The sequence below is a fragment of the Pseudomonas sp. KH_040 genome, from assembly GCF_057839305.1.
This window is the reverse complement of sequence record NZ_CM174487.1, coordinates 3,040,958-3,059,002: the sequence shown is the minus strand read 5'-3', so window position 1 is coordinate 3,059,002 and position 18,045 is coordinate 3,040,958. Positions and strand designations below refer to the sequence as shown.

The window sequence follows — 18,045 nt, the reverse complement described above, 5'->3', positions numbered from 1 at the left end:
CCTTAGTCATGAGAGGGCATTTTTTGTCTACTTCTAACGAGTTGATCAGTGCGAAAGCCGCTACCGGCATTGTGGGTCTGGACGACATCCTGGCCGGTGGTTTGTCTCGCGGTCATGTTTTCTTGCTGGAGGGTGAACCCGGTACCGGCAAAACCACGGTCGCTTTGCATTTTCTCCTGGCCGGCGCGAAAGCCGGCGAACGCTCGTTGTACATCACGCTCTCGGAAACCGAGCGCGAACTAAGGCAGGGGGCGTCGTCCCACGGCTGGACGCTGGATGACAACATCAAGATCTTCGAGCTGACGCCCCCGGAAAGCCTGCTCAATGCCGAGCATCAGCAGAGTCTGTTGTATTCCTCCGACCTGGAACTGGGCGAAGCCACCAAGCAGATTTTCGAAGCAGTCGAACGCTTCAAGCCCACGCGCGTGGTGCTCGACAGCCTGTCGGAGATCCGTTTGCTGGCGCAGAGTTCGTTGCGTTATCGCCGACAGATTCTGGCGATCAAGCATTACTTCGTGCGCTACAACGCCACCGTATTGCTGCTTGACGACCTGACCACCGAGTCGCTCGACAAGACTGTGCACAGCGTTGCTCACGGGGTCATTCGCCTCGAAGAGCTGACACCTAACTACGGCGCCGAGCGCCGACGCGTGCGGGTGGTCAAGTACCGCGGCCAGAAGTATCGCGGTGGTTTCCATGACTTCACCATCATGGGCGACGGCGTGCATGTATTCCCACGACTGGTGGCGGCCGAACATCGCGGCGAGTACGCGCGATTGCAACTCTCGAGCGGCATCCCGGAAATGGACGCGCTCCTCGGCGGCGGCATCGAGACCGGCTCCAGTACGCTGATTCTCGGCCCTGCCGGTACCGGTAAATCGCTGATCTCGATGATCTTCGCTGCCGCTGCCGTACTACGCGGGGAAAAAGCCGCGCTGTTTATCTTCGATGAAGAACTCGGCCTGCTGTTTGAGCGGATGAAAAACATCGGCATCGACCTGAAAGCCTTGCAGGCCACCGGCAATCTGTTGATCGAACAAGTCGACGCCGCTGAACTGTCGCCAGGTGAGTTCTCCCATCGCGTGCGACGCTGCGTCGATGAAGGTCAAATCAAAACCGTGGTCATCGACAGCATCAACGGCTATCAGGCGGCAATGCCGGAAGAAAACGCGCTGGTGCTGCACATGCACGAGTTGTTGCTGTACCTGAACCGCAAAGGCGCGGCGACGTTCATGACGGTCGCCCAGCATGGTCTGGTCGGCGACATGCAAGCGCCGGTCGACATTACTTATCTGGCTGACACGGTGATTCTGTTGCGCTACTTCGAAGCACTGGGCAAAGTCCGCCGCGCGATCTCGATCATCAAGAAACGCACTGGCAGCCACGAATCGACCATTCGTGAATACCGCATTTCCACGCAAGGCATGACCATCGGTGAACCGCTGGAAGCCTTTCAAGGCGTGCTGCGAGGCGTCCCCACCTACCTCGGCGCGAGTAATCCGCTGTTGCAGGAAGAACACTTGTGACGGTTCAGGTGCCGCTGGCCGAACGGGCGCTGATTCTGGCGCCGGTGGGTCGCGACAGCCAGATTGCGCTGATGATCCTCAACGAGGCCGGCTACAGCGGACTCGTCACGCCAGGTCTGGATTCGCTGTGCACGGAGCTTGAACAGGGTGCCGGTCTGGTGCTGGTCGCCGCCGAAGCCTTGCGCGGACCGGAACTGGAAGCGCTGTTCCTGCACCTGGAGCAGCAGCCGGCTTGGTCGGATCTGCCCATTGTGCTGTTGACCCATCACGGCGGCCAGGAACAAGGCCCCTCCTCGCGGTTGAGCGATCTGTTGGGCAACGTGACGTTCCTTGAGCGACCGTTCCATCCCGCGACACTGGTCAGTATGGTGTCCGCCGCATTGCGCGGCCGACGACGACAGTACGAGGCCCGCGACCGGCTGGTTGACCTCAGTGAAAGCGAACGACGTCTGCAATCGACCCTGGAAACCCTTGAACAACAGGTCGAAGAGCGCACCGCACAACTGCGGCACAATGAAGAAGCCCTGCGCCAATCGCAGAAAATGGAAGCGGTCGGCCAACTCACTGGCGGTATCGCCCACGACTTCAACAACATGCTGACCGGCATCATCGGCAGCCTGGAGTTGTTACGTCGGCGCCTGGCCCGTGGACGTCTGGACGACCTCGACAGCCTGATCGATCTGGGCGTGACGTCGGCCAACCGTGCCGCCAGTCTGACCCACCGCCTGCTGGCATTTTCGCGTCGGCAATCACTCGATTCAAAAGCTGTGCAGATGAACACCCTGGTGCTGTCCATGGGTGAACTGCTGCAACGCAGCCTCAACGAAAGCATTCAACTGGACATGCGCCTCAACGACAAGTTGTGGGTCGCAGAGGCCGACCCCAATCAACTGGAAAGTGCCCTGCTCAACCTGGTCATTAATGCCCGCGACGCCATGCCCGACGGCGGCAAACTGGTGGTCGAGACCAGTAATCAGGTACTCAAGCGCGAATTCACCGAGGCCTACAGCAATCTCGAACCCGGTGATTACGTGATGCTCAGTGTCACCGACAACGGCAGCGGCATGCCGCAAAGTGTCATCAACCGTGCGTTCGATCCTTTTTTCACCACCAAACCGATTGGTCAGGGCACCGGGCTGGGCCTGTCGATGATCTACGGGTTCAGCAAGCAGTCCCGTGGCCATGTCTCGATTCACAGCGAGATCGATGAAGGCACCACGGTAAAACTTTATCTGCCGCGCTTTCGCGGTGAAGAACTGTCCAGTCCAGACTCGGCTATTCAACAAGCCCCGGATGCGCTGGACGGCGAAACCGTGCTGATCGTCGAGGACGACCCGGCAGTGCGCGTGCTGGTCTGCGCGGTGCTCGGTGAGTTGGGCTATGCCTTTGTCGAAGCCTGGGATGCTGACAGCGCCGTGCCGATTCTGAATTCGACGCAGCGTATCGATCTGCTGATCAGCGATGTCGGCCTGCCGGGCATGAACGGCCGGCAACTGGCAGAAGTCGGCCGCCAATATCGTCCGGGGCTGAAGGTTCTGTTTATCACCGGCTACGCCGAGCACGCCGCAGTGCGTGGCGGGTTCCTCGATTCGGGGATGCAGATGATCACCAAACCGTTCACTTTCGACCTGTTGACCGCCAAAGTGCGGGAGATGATCAAAAGCTGAAACCGCTGAAACTGTAGGAGCTGCCGAAGGCTGCGATCTTTTGATCTTGTTCTTGATCATCAACATCAAAAGATCGCAGCCTTCGGCAGCTCCTACAGGGCTTTACGCGAGCAATTCCTGAATCTTTTCCTGCAACACATACAGGTCGAATGGTTTTTCCAGGATCGGCGCCTTGCGTGTGATCGGGCTGCCGGTTTCGCGGATTTCCTGCGGATAGCCGCTGATGAAAATCACCTTCAGGTCCGGACGCAATTTGACGGCCGGTTCAGCGATCTGCACGCCGGAGATCCCGCCCGGCAAACGGAAATCGGTGATCAACATGTCCAGATGTGGCTTGCGTGCAAGAATCTCGAACGCCTGCTCGCCGTTTTCCGCCTGCAACACGCGATACCCCTGCCCTGACAAGTAATCCGTCAGGACCATCAAGATAACCGGTTCGTCCTCGACGACGAGTACTACATCTTGTGCATCTACGCTCATGGGAAGCCTTTGTTCAGTCAATAGCTGCTGATACGACCGTACGGTCAATCAGAGGTTGCGTCGGATGTGCCGTTTTCCTGAATTGGCAGACAAACGCGAAACAGGGCGCCTTCGTTGATTTCACTCTCGACGACGATGGAGCCGCCATGGGCGGCGACGATCTGCTCGGAAATGAACAGACCCAGCCCGAGCCCGGCCACTACCGTCTTGGCGGAAACCCGTTCGAACTGTTGGAAAATACGTTTCTGATTCTCTTGGCTGATGCCGATGCCACGGTCCTGCACCTCGACCCGCGCCTCATCACCTTCACGGTAAACCCGCACCTGAATCGGGCTGCGGCCACCGTAACGCAGGGCGTTGGTCAGCAGATTGGTCACCACCTGCTCGATGCGGAACTCGTCCCAATGGCCTTCCACCGGTACAGGCGCGGTGAACGACACTTCGGTTTCAGCAGCTTCGATCTGTGCCGCGAAGTTTTGCAGCAGGTTGCTCACCAGTTGCACCAGATCGAAACGGCTCGGTCGGATCGACAATTTGCCGGTGCGAATGCGTGACACGTCGAGCATGTCTTCGATCAGGCGAATCAGGCTTTTGATCTGGCGTTCATCGCGGTCGACCATGGCGTGCATCTTGTCGAGGGTGAACGCCGCAGCGTTGTCGCGGGCCAGGTGCATCTTGCGCAGCTGGGTTTCAAGGATCAGGCCATTAAGCGGCGTGCGCACTTCATGGGCGACGATGGACATGAAGTCATCGCGCATGCGCACCGCCTGCTCCAGTTCCAGCTGGGTGCTTTGCAGTTGTTGCAACAGTGCTTCCTGCTCGCGACGGGCCTGCTCCAGCGCTTCGAGCTGTTGCTTCATCGCCTTGCTCTGACGGTACAGATCGACGAAGACGTTGACCTTGCTCTTCACCGCGTGGATATCCAGCGGCTTGTGCAGAAAGTCCACTGCCCCGCTCTCGTAGCCCTTGAACGCGTAATTGAGTTCACGGCCGGCAGCGCTGACAAAAATGATCGGTATGTTCTTGGTTTTCTCGGTGCCGCGCATCAACTCGGCGAGTTCGAAGCCGTTCATGCCCGGCATTTGCACATCGAGGATGGCCATGGCGAACTCGTGTTGCAGCAGCAGCGACAGCGCTTCATCCGCCGACAAGGCTTTGTAGACAGTACGGTCTTCACGCTTGATCAGCGCTTCGAGCGCCAGCAGGTTCTCCGGCAGATCGTCGACGATCAGCAGTTTGGCTTGGATATTACTCAGCATGCGATTCGTTCCAGCTCGACAAGCAGACGGCCGATGCCGTGAATGGGTAGGACATGGTCCGGCTGCTGAATCTTCAGTGCAGCCAAGGGCATGGTGGCGACTTGCGCGTCTTCGGGGTCTTGAACGATGGTCAGGCCACCGCGGCGTTTGACTTGCGCCAGCCCGCGCGCGCCATCGTGATTGGCGCCGGTGAGCAGTACGGCGGCCAGCGACTCTCCGTAGGCGTCAGCCGCCGATTCAAACAGATAGTCGATCGATGGCCGGGAATAATGCACGCGCTCCTCAAGGCTCAGCGAGAGGCTGCGATCCTGCTCCACCGACAGGTGATAACCCGGCGTGGCGAAATACACATTGCCGGCAACGATATCCTGCTTGTCAGCAGCCTCGTGCACCGGCATGTCCACGCGGCGGGCGAAGACTTCGGCCAATTGACTACGGCGTTCTTCGGGCAGATGCAGGACCACAACGATCGGCAACCTATAGCCTCGGCGCAGCGGTCCGAGCAGGCTCAGCAGCGCCTCGACGCCGCCGGCGGAAGCCCCGACCACAATCGCCTCGACGCGAGGTAAATCCACGGCCTCGTTCATGTTTTGCGGTAGATCCGTTCTTGTTTGACCAGCGGTTCGAACTGGTTCGCGTAACCGGAGAAATCCAGCGTTTCCTTGCTGCCCAGCACCAGAAATCCGCGGTGGCACAGCGATTCATGAAACAGACCGAAGGCACGGTCCTGAAGTTTCTTGTTGAAGTAAATCAGTACGTTGCGACAGGAAATCAATTGGGTTTCGGAGAACACACTGTCCGTCGCCAGACTATGGTCGGCGAAGGTCACGTTCTCGCACAGGCTCTTGTCGAAAATCGCATAACCGTACGCTGCCGTGTAGTAGTCGGCAAACGAACGCTGACCACCGGCCTGCTGATAGTTGGCCGTATACGCACGAACATTCTCCATGGAGAAAATCCCCTGCTTGGCCTTGTCCAGCGAGCGCGGGTTGATATCGGTGGCATAGATGATCGTGCGATCGAGCAGGCCTTCTTCGCGCAACAAAATCGCCATCGAATAGACCTCCTCGCCCGTGCTGCACCCGGCAATCCAGATCTTGATCGACGGATAGGTGCGCAGCAACGGCACCACTTCCCTGCGAATGGCTAGGAAGTGCGACGGATCGCGGAACATCTCGCTGACCGGAATCGTCAGCAATTGCAGCAACTGCATGAACGCCGTCGGATCGTGCAGGACTTTTTCCTGCAGCGCCGAAATGGTCGCGCATTCGAACTGGCTCAGCGCGTGCTGCACCCGGCGCTTGATTGAAGCGCCGGAGTAATCGCGAAAATCGTAGCTGTACTTGAGGTAAATCGCCTCAATCAACAAGCGCAGTTCGATTTCACTGTTTCGTTCAGCTGGCGTACTACGTTCCACTAAATGCGTTCCATCTTCGGTAACCACACGCGAATCAGCGAGAACAAGCGATCCAGGTCGATAGGCTTGGCCAGGTAATCATTGGCGCCCGCCTGCAGGCAGCGCTCCTGATCGTCTTTCATGGCCTTGGCCGTCACCGCGATGATCGGCAGCTTGCGCCAGCGCGGATCCTTGCGGATTTCAATGGTGGCTTCGAAACCATCCATTTCCGGCATCATCACGTCCATCAACACCAGATCGATATCCTCGACTTCATTGAGTCTTTCAATCGCCTCACGACCGTTACGGCCGATCACCACGACTGCGCCTTTGGTCTCCAGGGCACTGGTGAGGGCGAAAATGTTGCGCACATCGTCGTCCACCAGCAGCACCTTGCGACCCTCGAAGACCTTGTCGCGGCTACGCGCGGTCTTGAGCATCTTCTGCCGTTCATGGGACAACTGCGATTCGACTTTGTGCAGAAAGAGTGTGACCTCATCCAGCAAACGCTCTGGCGAGCGTGCGCCCTTGATGATGATCGAGCGCGAGTACTTGCGCAGTTCGGCCTCTTCATCGCGAGTCAGGTTGCGTCCGGTATAGACGATGACCGGTGGGAACGAGCAGATGTCCTCGGTGGACATGCGCTTGAGCAGGTCATTGCCGAGCATGTCCGGCAATTTCAGGTCGATGACCATGCAGTCGTAGATCGTCGTGCGCAGCAGCTCCAGCGCGTCCTGCGCGAGGCCGACGGCGGTGATTTCGATGTCTTCGTCGCCGATCAGTCGGGCAATGCTCTCGCGCTGCAAGTCGTCGTCCTCGACCAACAGCACGCGTTTGACCTTCTGGGTCAGCTTGGCCTCAAGACGGGCAAACACGTCCTTGAGCTCTTCGCGGGTGGTCGGTTTGACCGCGTAACCGATCGCGCCCATGTGCATCGCCGCTTCGACGCGGTCCTCGACGGAAATCACATGCACCGGGATGTGCCGGGTTCCGGCGTGTTCCTTCAGACGCTGCAGCACGGTGAGGCCGGAGTGATCCGGCAGACGCATGTCGAGCAGGATGGCATCCGGGACGAATTCTTTGGCCAGGTCGTAGCCCTCGTCCGCGCCATGAGCCACCAGGCACTGATAGCCAAGCTCATGCGCCAGATCGTAGAGGATATGCGCAAAGTTCGGCTCGTCTTCCACCACCAGGATGCAGCGCGTGGCGAATGGCGCTTTGTTACGGTCATCGGCGAAGCGCGGAATGTGCACCGGCGTCAACGGCGAAACAACCGGCGCCAGTGGCACGCTGGCCACCGCCGCTGGCGGGGTAAAGGTCAACGGAGCGAACGGCACTTCATTGGTCTCGTCGAACTGCTGCGGCAACACCAGCGTGAACACACTGCCCTGCCCCGGTGTACTGCTGACGCTGATCGAACCGCCGAGCAAGGTCGCCAGATCCCGCGAAATCGACAGCCCCAGACCGGTGCCGCCGTACTTGCGGTTAGTGGTGCCGTCGGCCTGGCGGAAGGCTTCGAAAATGCTTTCCTGCTGATCGGCAGCAATGCCAATACCCGAATCGCGCACGATGAACGCGACGCGATCATCCGGCTGGCCGGCAATGGTCAGGCTGACTGCGCCCTTCTCGGTGAACTTCACGGCGTTGGACAGCAGGTTCTTGATCACCTGCTCCAGACGCTGACGGTCGGTGTAGAGCATGCCCGGCGCGCCAGGTTGCAAATCGACACTGAAGGTCAGCTGCTTGTCTGCCGCCAGAGGCTCGAACACGCTGCGCAGACCATCGGCCAGACGCGCCACGCTGGTGTTCTCCGGAATCACTTCGAGCTTGCCCGCCTCGACCTTGGAGATGTCCAGAATATCGTTGATCAGGTTGAGCAGATCGTTGCCGGCAGAGTAGATCGATTCGGCAAACTTGACCTGTTCGGCGCTGAGGTTGTCTTGCGGGTTCTCCGCCAGCAGCTTGGCCAGAATCAGCGAACTGTTGAGCGGTGTGCGCAGTTCGTGGGACATGTTGGCGAGGAATTCGGACTTGTACTTGCTCGAACGCTGCAACTCTTCGGCGCGTTCTTCGAGTTGTACCTGGGCCTGGTTGAGTTCGGTGTTCTTCAGGTCCATGGCGTCGCGCTGTTCGGCCAGGGTCTGCGCCTGCTCGGCGAGTTGCTCGTTGGTCTGCTCCAGTTCGACCTGCTGGGTTTCCAGATGCGCCTGGGATTCCTTGAGAATCCGCGATTGCTCTTCCAGTTCTTCGTTGGCGGTTTTCAGCTCTTCCTGCTGCACCTGCAACTCTTCGTTGAGCTGCTGGGTTTCGGCCAGCACTTCCTGCAAGCGCTGACGGTAGCGCGCAGCTTCGATGGAGGTGCCGATATTGCCGGCAATCAGTTCCAGCAATTCGATATCGCGATCCGTGAGCGGCCGCAGGAAACCCAGTTCGATCACGCCATTGACCCGGTCGTCATCGCTGGTCGGCACTACCAGCACACTGTGCGGCAAGCCCTCGCCCAGCCCAGAACTGACTTTGAAGTAGTCCGACGGCACCGAATCCAGACGGATCAGCCGCGCCTGTTGCGCCACCTGGCCGACAATGCCTTCGCCGCTGTAAATCGACTGATCTTGTTCTTCCTGCTCGCGAGAGAAGCCGTAAGTGGCCACCCGCTTGAGGCCGCCATGTTCTTCACGCACGTACAGCGCGGCCACGGCGGTGCCCAGGTATTGCGCGCAGAACTGCAGAATATTGCGCCCCAGCAAGTTCAGCGTCAGTTGCCCCAGCACCTGCTCGGCCAGCTCGGTCTGACCATTGCGCAACCACGCCTGCTGCTCCAGACGTTCGGCACTGGCTTGCTGTGCGGCAAGGTTGGCGCTGTAGTTGGTCGACAGATTGACCAGATCACGACGGCCGATATAGGCCAGCAAGCCGCTGATACCAGCGATGAAAATCAGGTAGAGGCTGATGCTCCAGATCGTGGTGCGGCGCACGTCTTCATTGCGCGTCGTGCGCAGAACCTGTTCGGTTTCGATGACGTCTTCAAATTGCTTGCGGATTTCGTCCGTCAGGCGTTTGCCACGTCCAGCCTTGACCGCGCCCCGGTAATCGCCGCTGGAGCGCTGCAGATCGATCATCGATTGTGCGTAATTGGCCCACTCGATCTGCAAGGCCTGCAAACGACGCAAGCGATCGGTCTGCACCGGGTTATCGGCGGTCAGATCGAGCAAAGTACTGAGCGCCACCGCGATACGCGGTTTGGCAGTTTCGTAAGGGTCAAGGAAATGCTCGTCGCCGCTAAGCAAGAAACCGCGCATGCCGGTTTCCAGGTCCACGGTGAGCTTCACCGCTTCGTTGGCGTTATTGATCACCCGGTCGGTGTGCTCCACCCACTGGATCACCGACAGCAGATAAGTAATCAGCGACACGAAGAACACGGCACTGAGCACACCGACGCCCAAGGGCAGACTGATGTTGCGACTCAGGAGTTTACGAAACCGTTGCTCATCAACCGTAGACGGAGAGGACATGGGGCAGCCTTGTCGAACTGTTGAAAAACAGGCAGTTTGCCCCAAAACGGCGGCATGGATCCATTTTTCTCACACCTTTCGCAGCAAATTCCTACGCTCACCAGCATGTTCATGCCCCTGAACAGTTATCCTTGCGCCCCCATCTGCGGCTATGCTTTTTTTGCGTCGGGCGGGGAACTTGTGGCACTGCGCCACTTACTGATGAAGAAGCCCGGCACTTTTGATCGACCGGCGACCCTGAACTGACTTTCGAGAGCCTTATTATGTCTACCCCCGCCTCCACCATCCTTGTCGTAGAAGACGACGACATCGTGCGCATGCTGATCGTCGATGTGCTGGAGGAGCTGGAGTTCACGGTGCTCGAAGCAGACGGCAGCGAACAGGCACTGGAAAAGCTTGAAGACTCAAGTCTGCACATTGATCTGATGATGACCGACGTCGGCCTGCCGGGCATGGATGGCCGCGAACTGGCGACCGAAGCACGCAAACTGCGCCCCGCCCTGCCGATTATGTTTGCCAGCGGTTATGCCGAATCCATTGATGTACCCGCAGGCATGCATGTAATCGGCAAACCGTTTTCAATTGATCAGTTGCGTGACAAGGTAAAAGCCATATTGAACAATTAACAACAGGAAATAGCAGCCGAAGCAACTTGTTATATCCACGCATAATTCGCAACGCACTAAACCTGTAATTACTGATCACCGCAGTTCTATCCTGAGTCAACTCTTTGATCTGTGGCGCCTGACAAATCAGCGCCGCTAACAAAGACACTTGAAGCTTACCCGACTCAGGATAGAAGACATGCGCCCCGCAGTAATCAATAAAACTTCATACGTCGATCGTTCTCTTTTCGACAAACAGGAAAGAGCCAACATCACCCAAGCGCTGAATGCTGCCCTTCTACGTTCGCATCCCACTTTGACATTTGAGCAGTACAGCGCGAGCGCGTCTTTACCCGAGACAACCAGGCTTAGCCTGCAGAACCTGTTTTTCCCCTACGTTGCCGGCAGCACGTTCGATGAAGCCTATGAGCCAGCACGTCATGCCTTGCAGAAAATGATTGAAACCGAGCAGTTCTCGCATCTTTGCGAAATTCATGGTTTTCCGGCGAACGCTAGAATCGGTGTCGACGGCGAAGGCAGTATCTTTGGAATATTTGAACACGCCAAACATGAGCTACCCATCGGCGGAAGCGCAGAGACGCTGATGCTGGCCGAGTTTGCGGAAATAACCGGTGGCTATGTTTATTCCGGTTACGACATTGGCATTGAGCAATGGCTTGCCTTTGAAGGTTTGAATCTGCCGCAGACCATTGGCGACATCAAACAATTGATCGCCTATTTGATTTTTGAACTTCCCGCCCCTCCCGACTCCGGCGATTACCACGAGTTACTGAACAGTGAAGCGGATTCACCGTTTCATTTATCGCGCGCCAAACGCGAAATCATCACACAAGTCATTCAGGAAGCGACTGAAGGCAAGAGCACTCTTCTGAAAAAACTGTCCCTCGCCGATTTCAAGCAGATTCCCATCGCCACTAAACGCAAGCACGTGGACGACATTATTACCGACTGTTTGAAGCAGAACTTTGCCAGTGACCTGGGCCGAAAGCTCCATGAGTGCCTCGACTGGCATCTGGAAACGGACGATCAGCACGTGCGCGCCAATCAGCTTCGCGAAATCCTGCAGGCCGCGCTGGTCATCGATCTGGAGGCGCGGACCAACTCGCCCATCCTCGCCGGTTACGACCTGTATCAACCGGCCAATGCAACCCGCCATGCTGCACAAATGCGTGAAAGCCTCGAGCAGCATCTCGTTAGCGAAGGCTTGATTGAACCAGACTACGCCCTGCTGGCGGCACACCTGTTACTGGCCGGCTCCGCCGCTGAATTTCTGATCGCCGATATACCGCCTGATCTGACCCTGGAAAAACCTGGCTGGGTCGTCATCGCTCAAGCGGTGGCGTTGATCGAACACGCCTCGCCGGGGTCCTCCCGAATGATGACATATAGCCAAATCAAGGCGTTTGCAGAACTGGCTCCGCTGTCCCCCGAACAAATCGAACTGCACCAGGTAGCTGGATTCACCCCGACGATCAATTGGGCAGTACTCAATGGCTTGATCGACTACCGAGCCCAAAAAGATTACGACAAGCCCACGCTGGTCAAGGCTACCGCGCACTTCGAGCGCTACATGGAGGCCCTCAGCCAATCGGAGACGGGTCTGTCGCGAACGCCCCCCGAGCGCAGAACAATCGCCCTTGAGGCATTAAAGAAGGTGATGCCCGAAGGCAGTTACCTCGAAAAGAAAGGGTTCTCCATCAAATACCTGAGCAGCTTCAAAGACCGCAGCTGGCTTGAGGGACTCAAGGCGGCGCACCCGGCCGGCATTCTCAGCGAGTTCTATGATGCGCTGCTTAGCACAACCGGCAACAGCGAATACGCGATAAACAAACTGCTGCGCCTGCGCTTCTCGATAGTGGATCTCTACCTGTCCGGCGACCTGATCGAAAATGGCAAGTTGACAGACCGATTTCAGCAACAAAGCGATTTCAAGCCATCCGCTGACGCATTTGCCCGATTGTCCGAACTCGAATTGCCTGGCGTACTGTTCGATCAAGCCTTCGATTGCTATTACAAAGACGTGCGCGAGGGAATGTCTTCGGTCATGAAAATGGCGATTTCGAACATGCCCGAGCGCGATAGACAGGCGCTCACCAACGGCTACATGACGCTTTACACCGTCAGAAAGGAAGTCAATCCACTCAATCCACAGGAAGAAACCCAATTCGCTCGTGACGAAGCGAAAGGTCGCTACGGCCTTATTCTGTGCTGTAACAATGACGATGCATTGCGTACTTATGAGTTATTCAGCTTGCGCGGTCTGTGTCGCGAACGCCCCGAATTACTGGTGTTATTGCAAAGCACGCAGATCATCGATGCTCGCCCGACACTCTCCTTCACCGGCAGCCGGTACGACTTCCAGGCAAAGAACAAAGCCGTGGAATGGCCTCTCGATTTCGCGGCTTACAGCGAGGGCAGCGAGCCCCGAGGTGGCGTGACGTCTCGCGTAGTGGTGGAAAAGCTCTGGCACCTGAATCTGGCCGCCACGGACAATCGACCGGTTTCCCTGTTCTTTTCCCGCGAGGTCGATGACATCGCCGAATGCATCCTGACCCACCATCCTGTGGCCAGCCGTGCCGAGCTGTACGCCTCACTGAATGTGCAGACGGAGTTGGAGGAATGGCGCACAACCATAGAAACCGTTGAACGCTTGGCGATCAACGTGATCGTGCCGTTCAAACAATGTATTGAAGATATCCGTTCGGGGCGTACTGATCGGGTTTCCGAGGGCATCGGTGGCTGTGTGCTGGATGGCCTGTCGGTCATCGGTTTGTTGATTGGTCTGGGGGCAAGCGCGGCAAGTATCGCCGCCAAGACCGGGTCAACCACACTCAAGGTATTGAAAATCTCCAGGGCCGTGGCTCGTGTAGCGCTGTCGTTGATCAATCCGCTGGATGGCTTGCCGACACTGGCACGCAAAGGTCTGCGGCTCGCGGGCCGTGGCATCGTCTTCGTCGGCGAAAACGCACTGAGTACGGCGCGAACCGCCAATGCCCAGTTGCGCAAACTCGTGCGCGGTGCAAATGCCCCTGAGTTGATCAAGTTCGAACGGCTGACCGATATGCGCCAGGCGACCTGGCGCGGGGCGGACGGTGTGAGCCAGGCCGTCGATATTGCCGTGCTGCAACGCAACAAGCGCTGGCACGCACTCAACCTCAAAGTCGGCGGTGCCTGGGGGCCGCGCCTGAAGTTCCTCAATCTGGGGAATTTCTCGCCGTTGAAACGATTGTTCGCTCGCGCCAGGCCCTTCAGTTACACGCAGGGATATCTGACCAAAGCCATTCCCCACGCGAAAAGCAAACTCGACAACACGATCGGCGTGCTCAGCAACATACACGAGGACGATCACCATGTTCGCTCGCTGCTCAAGCATGTCTTTGGCACTGACTCTAACGAAGCAATTGAATACATCACCCACAATTTGCGCGCCATGCGCAAGGATCTCGACTCCGTTGATCTCACCAATATGGTATTCCGCCCGCATGAGCCGGACATCCTCGCGGCACTGCGTGTCGATACCTACAAACACTGGAAAGCCGGCGTGGACGCTGGCGTGAAAGTCGATAAAAACGCAGTTCAGTTTCTCGCGATCTACCCGGACAATCTGGATGAGTTCTATCAAGTGTCCAGGTATGACGATGGCAGCATTGGCGATGTCATCGTCCATGAAATGTCGCACGGCGCTCCGGGAACGCTCGACCTTTACTACGGCGAAGTGCTTGCCGGGGTTACTCCCGCCGAGTTCGATGCCGTCGGGCTGCTTGAATTTGCCAGGGACGCGCACAGGGCCCATCCGGATAATCTGAGCAATCCTCATTTCCGCTTTGCCAAGCGTGAGGAATACATCGAGTTCAAGCGAATCAAGGACGGGCTGCCAAAAGTGGTCCAAGACCATCCCGCATTGTTGAATGCGGAATCCTATGCACTGTCTGTCTCGCTCCTGGACCAGCAAGTGACCGCGCCCGCGGCGTTTCAACTCAACCTCTCGGCCATGGAAAACGCTTTGAAGAACACGGCTCCCGGTGCTTTTATCCAGGGGCCGCTGTTGCTTAATCTCGCCAAACCGATGTGAAGAGAAACAGGGCGCATCCAAGCTTTATGGCTGTGGTTTAATTGCGCCCTTTTTTCTCACCTGCTTTAAAGGATCTGCCCCCATGACCCAACCCGATAACACCAAAGTCCTGGTCATCGGCTACGTCTGGCCCGAGCCGCGCTCTTCCGCGGCCAGTGGTCATGTGATGCAGATCCTCGAAACCTTCCTGCAACAAGGCTGGGACATTACCTTCAGCAGCCCGGCCGGTCCCGGCGAGCACAAGGCGGATCTTGCCGCACTCGGCATTCGTGAGGTGCCGATCGAACTCAACAACAGCAGCTTCGATCAATTCATCAGCGGACTGGCGCCGGACATCGTCTTGTTCGACCAATTCATGATGGAAGAGCAGTTCGGCTGGCGAGTTGAAAAACACTGCCCTCAGGCGCTGCGCGTGCTGGAAACTTCCGACCTGCAAAGTCTGCGGCATGCGCGTCATCAGCGACTCAAGTCTCGTCTGAAGGTCAATCCTGACCAGAATGATTTCAGTGATGTCTTTGCCCCAGACCTGCGCGATGAATTCGGACTGATGGCCGAAACCGATCTGGCCAAGCGTGAAATCGCCGCGCTGTATCGTTGCGATCTGAACCTGATGATCTCCGAAGTGGAGATCGAATTGTTGATCGAGCAGTTCGGCTTGCCCCGACAATTGCTGCACTGGTGCCCGCTGATGATCGACCCGCCTGCGGTCGAACCTGCAACATTTGCGGATCGGGCGCACTTTCTGAGTATCGGCAACTTCCGCCACGCACCCAACTGGGATGCCGTGCTGTGGATGAAAACCACGATCTGGCCGCTGATTCGCCAACAGTTGCCCCAGGCACAATTGCACATTTACGGCGCGTATACGCCGCCGAAAGCCACAGCGCTGCATAACGCCCGCGAAGGTTTCCACATCATGAACTGGGCCGAAGATGCATTGCAGGTCATGTCTGCCGCGCGAGTCTGCCTGGCGCCCTTGCGATTTGGTGCCGGTATCAAGGGCAAACTGGTCGACGCCATGCTTTGCGGTACACCCAGTGTCACCACGCCGGTTGGCGCCGAGGCCATGCAAGGCGATCACGCGTGGCCCGGTGCAGTCACCAGCAGCGCAGTGGAGTTCGCCAACAGTGCCGTGGCGCTTTACAACGACGAGTCACGCTGGCAGGACGCTCGTCTGGCGGGATACACGCTGTTGAATCAACGCTACCCACAACCAGTACATGGTCCGGCATTGATTGAAAAACTGCGTTATTGCCAACGGAACTTAGAACACCTCAGATCCAACAACTTCATTGGCAGCATGCTCCGTCATCACTCGCACAAAAGCACCCAGTACATGGCGCAATGGATCGAAGCGAAAAACCGACACACACAACAAACACCGGACATGTAAGTAACGCCTTTACACGACTTGCATTAAAAGCAAACTTGGCCGAACACCCGGCACCCGTTATAAACATCCTGCGCGCGCAATTCCGACAACTTTCGTTTTCAATTGCAGGATGTACAACATGAACAATCTTGATAATTTCCAACCTTATCAATGGATGGCGGATTCGCCGCAAATCGACAACTTGTCGCTTTTCGAACTTAGTTTGCCGGGTGCCCATAACGCTGGCTGCGACTGGGAAGCGGGTTATGCACTGATACCCGGTAAAAACTGGCTCGCCTGCCAGGATGTCTCCTTTTATTCACAATTGAATCGCGGTGTTCGAGCACTCGACGCCCGCCTGACTTACGATAACAAAGCGCAAGGACTGGCAAAGTTCCGCTTCCACCACAACGGCTACCTTTCTTCCCGTACGCTTGAAGATCTTGTACGCGACGTCAAAGCTTTTTATGAAAGGAACATCAATGAATTCATCATTCTGGACTTTCATGAATTAGGTAGTGGCAAGGACGCATTCGATCATTCGGAGTTTCAAGCGTTGATACTGCAACACTTGGGCGACCGAATGATCCCGACCCGGAATCTGCACCTGACGCTTGGCCAGCTCAAAGCGATCAGCCCGTTGCAGCGCATCATGGTGGCAGCCCCCATGACCTGGGAAACCGAGGACTACCGTATCTATGGAAGAATCCAGCACAAGTGGATCGGAAAGCAGCTTGTCAGTTCTCTCGATCTGCAGGGTTACATCAAAGAAGTATTGAGCACTGCCAACAGCACACTTCGCCCGTGGTCGCTGTCAGCAACCAGTTTTTCGATTGGCGGCCCTCAGCGAATTCTGGATGATCTCGACCACTGGTTTGACCCGGCCAGATCGGATTGGGCCAAAAAGTGCAACATCATCAATTTCGACTTTATTAAAAACTCGAACATTGTACGTTTCTGCCAGATGGCCAATCTGGAAAAAGCCATCGAGAAGTCCAGAGGCAGCGTCCGCGAGCAGACCGCTTGAGTGAAACTGGCGCAAGTCCCGAGAAACGAGGCATGATCGGCAGGCGATAACAAAAAAAGTAGCTCGCCATGACTCGAACCGCCCGCGTGACCGACCCTTCATACGAGTTGATGGATGACCACAACGGGTTGTCCATCATCTACCGCCAGCACGGTTTTCCGTGCCCGCTGGTGCGCTGGCATTTCCACAAGGAATATGAACTGCACCTGATTGTCGCCAGCTCGGGCAAGGTGTTTATCGGTGACTACATTGGCAACTTCTATCCCGAAACCCTGTTCCTCACTGGCCCCAATTTGCCGCACAACTGGATCAGCCAGGTGGCCGAGGACGAGGTCGTTGAAAAGCGCGACATGCTGGTCAACTTCACCGACGAGTTGTTCGAGAGTGGCCACCAGGTGTTTGCCGAACTGAAGACCCTGGCGCCCCTGCTGGAACGTGCGCAGTACGGCATCGAGTTTCGCTGCAAACGTACCATCCGCCAGGCCATGACGCTGATGCAGCGCATCGCCGACAGCAAGGGCATCACCCGCCTCGGGCACTTCTTTATCCTGATGGAATTGCTCGCGGCCAGCGATGATTTCCAGCTGTTGTCCGGCGCCACCACCCCGCAACTGGCCGATGAGCACAATATCGATCGTACCAACCGGGCCGTCGACTATATTTTCAGCCACTACGCCCGCGATATCTCGCTGGAGGAAGTCGCCGCGCATCTGGGCATGACGCCGACCTATTTCAGCCGAGTGTTCAAACAGGCCACCGGGCGCAATTTCATCGAGTTCGTCAATCGCTTGCGTATCAGCAAGTCCTGCGAGCTGCTGGCCGACGGCGACAAACCGGTGACCGAGGTGTGTTTCGAATCGGGGTTCAACAACATTTCCAACTTCAATCGGCGCTTTCAGCAGCTCAAGGGCATGACGCCGTCGCACTATCGGCGGCTTGCGGTGCAGCGCCTGACTGAACAAAACCATCTCTGACAACGCAACTCCCCTGTAGGAGTGAGCCTGCTCGCGATAGCGGTGTGACAGCGTGCAGATATGTTGGCTGACACTCCGCTATCGCGAGCAGGCTCACCCCTACAAGTTGCGATGCCACTCCGGAAACCTGTACG

Annotated in this window: 12 protein-coding genes; 7 read left to right on the top strand and 5 right to left on the bottom strand. The window is 57.1% G+C overall.

Going from position 1 to position 18,045, the window contains the following annotated elements:
* The first annotated feature begins 23 nt into the window (after positions 1 to 23).
* Together AC3IUF_RS13755 and AC3IUF_RS13750 are read left to right on the top strand one after the other, a co-directional pair.
* Positions 24 to 1,526 (top strand): ATPase domain-containing protein, encoded by a 1,503-nt coding sequence (locus tag AC3IUF_RS13755; RefSeq protein WP_007914943.1) that lies wholly within the window; start codon positions 24 to 26, stop codon positions 1,524 to 1,526.
* Entirely contained in the window at positions 1,523 to 3,193 is a 1,671-nt protein-coding gene (locus AC3IUF_RS13750) for an ATP-binding protein (protein WP_414915141.1), read from the top strand. The genes AC3IUF_RS13755 and AC3IUF_RS13750 overlap by 4 nt, the downstream gene beginning before the upstream one ends.
* 102 nt (positions 3,194 to 3,295) lie before the next feature.
* Here AC3IUF_RS13750 and AC3IUF_RS13745 read toward each other — a convergent pair whose 3' ends face one another.
* Genes AC3IUF_RS13745 through AC3IUF_RS13725 form a run of 5 tightly spaced genes read right to left on the bottom strand, consistent with a single transcriptional unit; the run spans position 3,296 to position 9,840 of the window.
* Positions 3,296 to 3,673 (bottom strand): response regulator, encoded by a 378-nt coding sequence (locus tag AC3IUF_RS13745; RefSeq protein ID WP_489281327.1) that lies wholly within the window; start codon positions 3,671 to 3,673, stop codon positions 3,296 to 3,298.
* 44 nt (positions 3,674 to 3,717) lie between these two features.
* Positions 3,718 to 4,932 (bottom strand): hybrid sensor histidine kinase/response regulator, encoded by a 1,215-nt coding sequence (locus AC3IUF_RS13740; RefSeq protein ID WP_007914947.1) that lies wholly within the window; start codon positions 4,930 to 4,932, stop codon positions 3,718 to 3,720.
* The gene (locus tag AC3IUF_RS13735; protein ID WP_007914949.1) at positions 4,926 to 5,519 is read right to left on the bottom strand and encodes a chemotaxis protein CheB; all 594 of its coding nucleotides are present in this window, start codon (positions 5,517 to 5,519) and stop codon (positions 4,926 to 4,928) included. The genes AC3IUF_RS13740 and AC3IUF_RS13735 overlap by 7 nt, the downstream gene beginning before the upstream one ends.
* A complete protein-coding gene (locus AC3IUF_RS13730; RefSeq protein ID WP_007914952.1) occupies positions 5,516 to 6,349 on the bottom strand; it encodes a CheR family methyltransferase in 834 nt (277 codons plus the stop codon). Before AC3IUF_RS13730 ends, AC3IUF_RS13735 begins: the two co-directional genes overlap by 4 nt.
* On the bottom strand, positions 6,349 to 9,840 hold the full coding sequence (locus AC3IUF_RS13725; protein ID WP_007914954.1) for a response regulator: 3,492 nt from the start codon (positions 9,838 to 9,840) through the stop codon (positions 6,349 to 6,351). The genes AC3IUF_RS13730 and AC3IUF_RS13725 overlap by 1 nt, the downstream gene beginning before the upstream one ends.
* Before the next feature lie 263 nt (positions 9,841 to 10,103).
* Here AC3IUF_RS13725 and AC3IUF_RS13720 point away from each other — a divergent pair, with 263 nt between their 5' ends.
* The 5 genes from AC3IUF_RS13720 to AC3IUF_RS13700 all read left to right on the top strand — a co-directional run bounded on the left by AC3IUF_RS13720 (position 10,104) and on the right by AC3IUF_RS13700 (position 17,911).
* Complete coding sequence (locus tag AC3IUF_RS13720; RefSeq protein WP_007914955.1) at positions 10,104 to 10,466, top strand: response regulator; 363 nt, start codon at positions 10,104 to 10,106, stop codon at positions 10,464 to 10,466.
* Between the two features lie 178 nt (positions 10,467 to 10,644).
* Positions 10,645 to 14,538: a hypothetical protein gene (locus AC3IUF_RS13715; protein ID WP_489281324.1), complete on the top strand. Its 3,894-nt coding sequence runs from the start codon at positions 10,645 to 10,647 to the stop codon at positions 14,536 to 14,538.
* Between the two features lie 82 nt (positions 14,539 to 14,620).
* The gene (locus tag AC3IUF_RS13710; RefSeq protein ID WP_489281322.1) at positions 14,621 to 15,931 is read left to right on the top strand and encodes a glycosyltransferase; all 1,311 of its coding nucleotides are present in this window, start codon (positions 14,621 to 14,623) and stop codon (positions 15,929 to 15,931) included.
* Positions 15,932 to 16,049: 118 nt separating this feature from the next.
* On the top strand, positions 16,050 to 16,937 hold the full coding sequence (locus tag AC3IUF_RS13705; protein WP_007914963.1) for a phosphatidylinositol-specific phospholipase C domain-containing protein: 888 nt from the start codon (positions 16,050 to 16,052) through the stop codon (positions 16,935 to 16,937).
* A 68-nt stretch (positions 16,938 to 17,005) separates the two neighbouring features.
* The gene (locus tag AC3IUF_RS13700; protein ID WP_007914965.1) at positions 17,006 to 17,911 is read left to right on the top strand and encodes an AraC family transcriptional regulator; all 906 of its coding nucleotides are present in this window, start codon (positions 17,006 to 17,008) and stop codon (positions 17,909 to 17,911) included.
* The last annotated feature ends 134 nt before the right edge of the window (positions 17,912 to 18,045 follow it).

Bases quoted from the DNA above. Each gene is read 5' to 3' on its own strand.
- AC3IUF_RS13710 (WP_489281322.1), top strand. From the start codon at position 14,621: ATGACCCAACCCGATAACACCAAAGTCCTGGTCATCGGCTACGTCTGG.
- AC3IUF_RS13720 (WP_007914955.1), top strand. From the start codon at position 10,104: ATGTCTACCCCCGCCTCCACCATCCTTGTCGTAGAAGACGACGACATC.
- AC3IUF_RS13725 (WP_007914954.1), bottom strand. From the start codon at position 9,840: ATGTCCTCTCCGTCTACGGTTGATGAGCAACGGTTTCGTAAACTCCTG.
- AC3IUF_RS13705 (WP_007914963.1), top strand. From the start codon at position 16,050: ATGAACAATCTTGATAATTTCCAACCTTATCAATGGATGGCGGATTCG.
- AC3IUF_RS13740 (WP_007914947.1), bottom strand. From the start codon at position 4,932: ATGCTGAGTAATATCCAAGCCAAACTGCTGATCGTCGACGATCTGCCG.
- AC3IUF_RS13735 (WP_007914949.1), bottom strand. From the start codon at position 5,519: ATGAACGAGGCCGTGGATTTACCTCGCGTCGAGGCGATTGTGGTCGGG.
- AC3IUF_RS13745 (WP_489281327.1), bottom strand. From the start codon at position 3,673: ATGAGCGTAGATGCACAAGATGTAGTACTCGTCGTCGAGGACGAACCG.
- AC3IUF_RS13715 (WP_489281324.1), top strand. From the start codon at position 10,645: ATGCGCCCCGCAGTAATCAATAAAACTTCATACGTCGATCGTTCTCTT.
- AC3IUF_RS13700 (WP_007914965.1), top strand. From the start codon at position 17,006: ATGACTCGAACCGCCCGCGTGACCGACCCTTCATACGAGTTGATGGAT.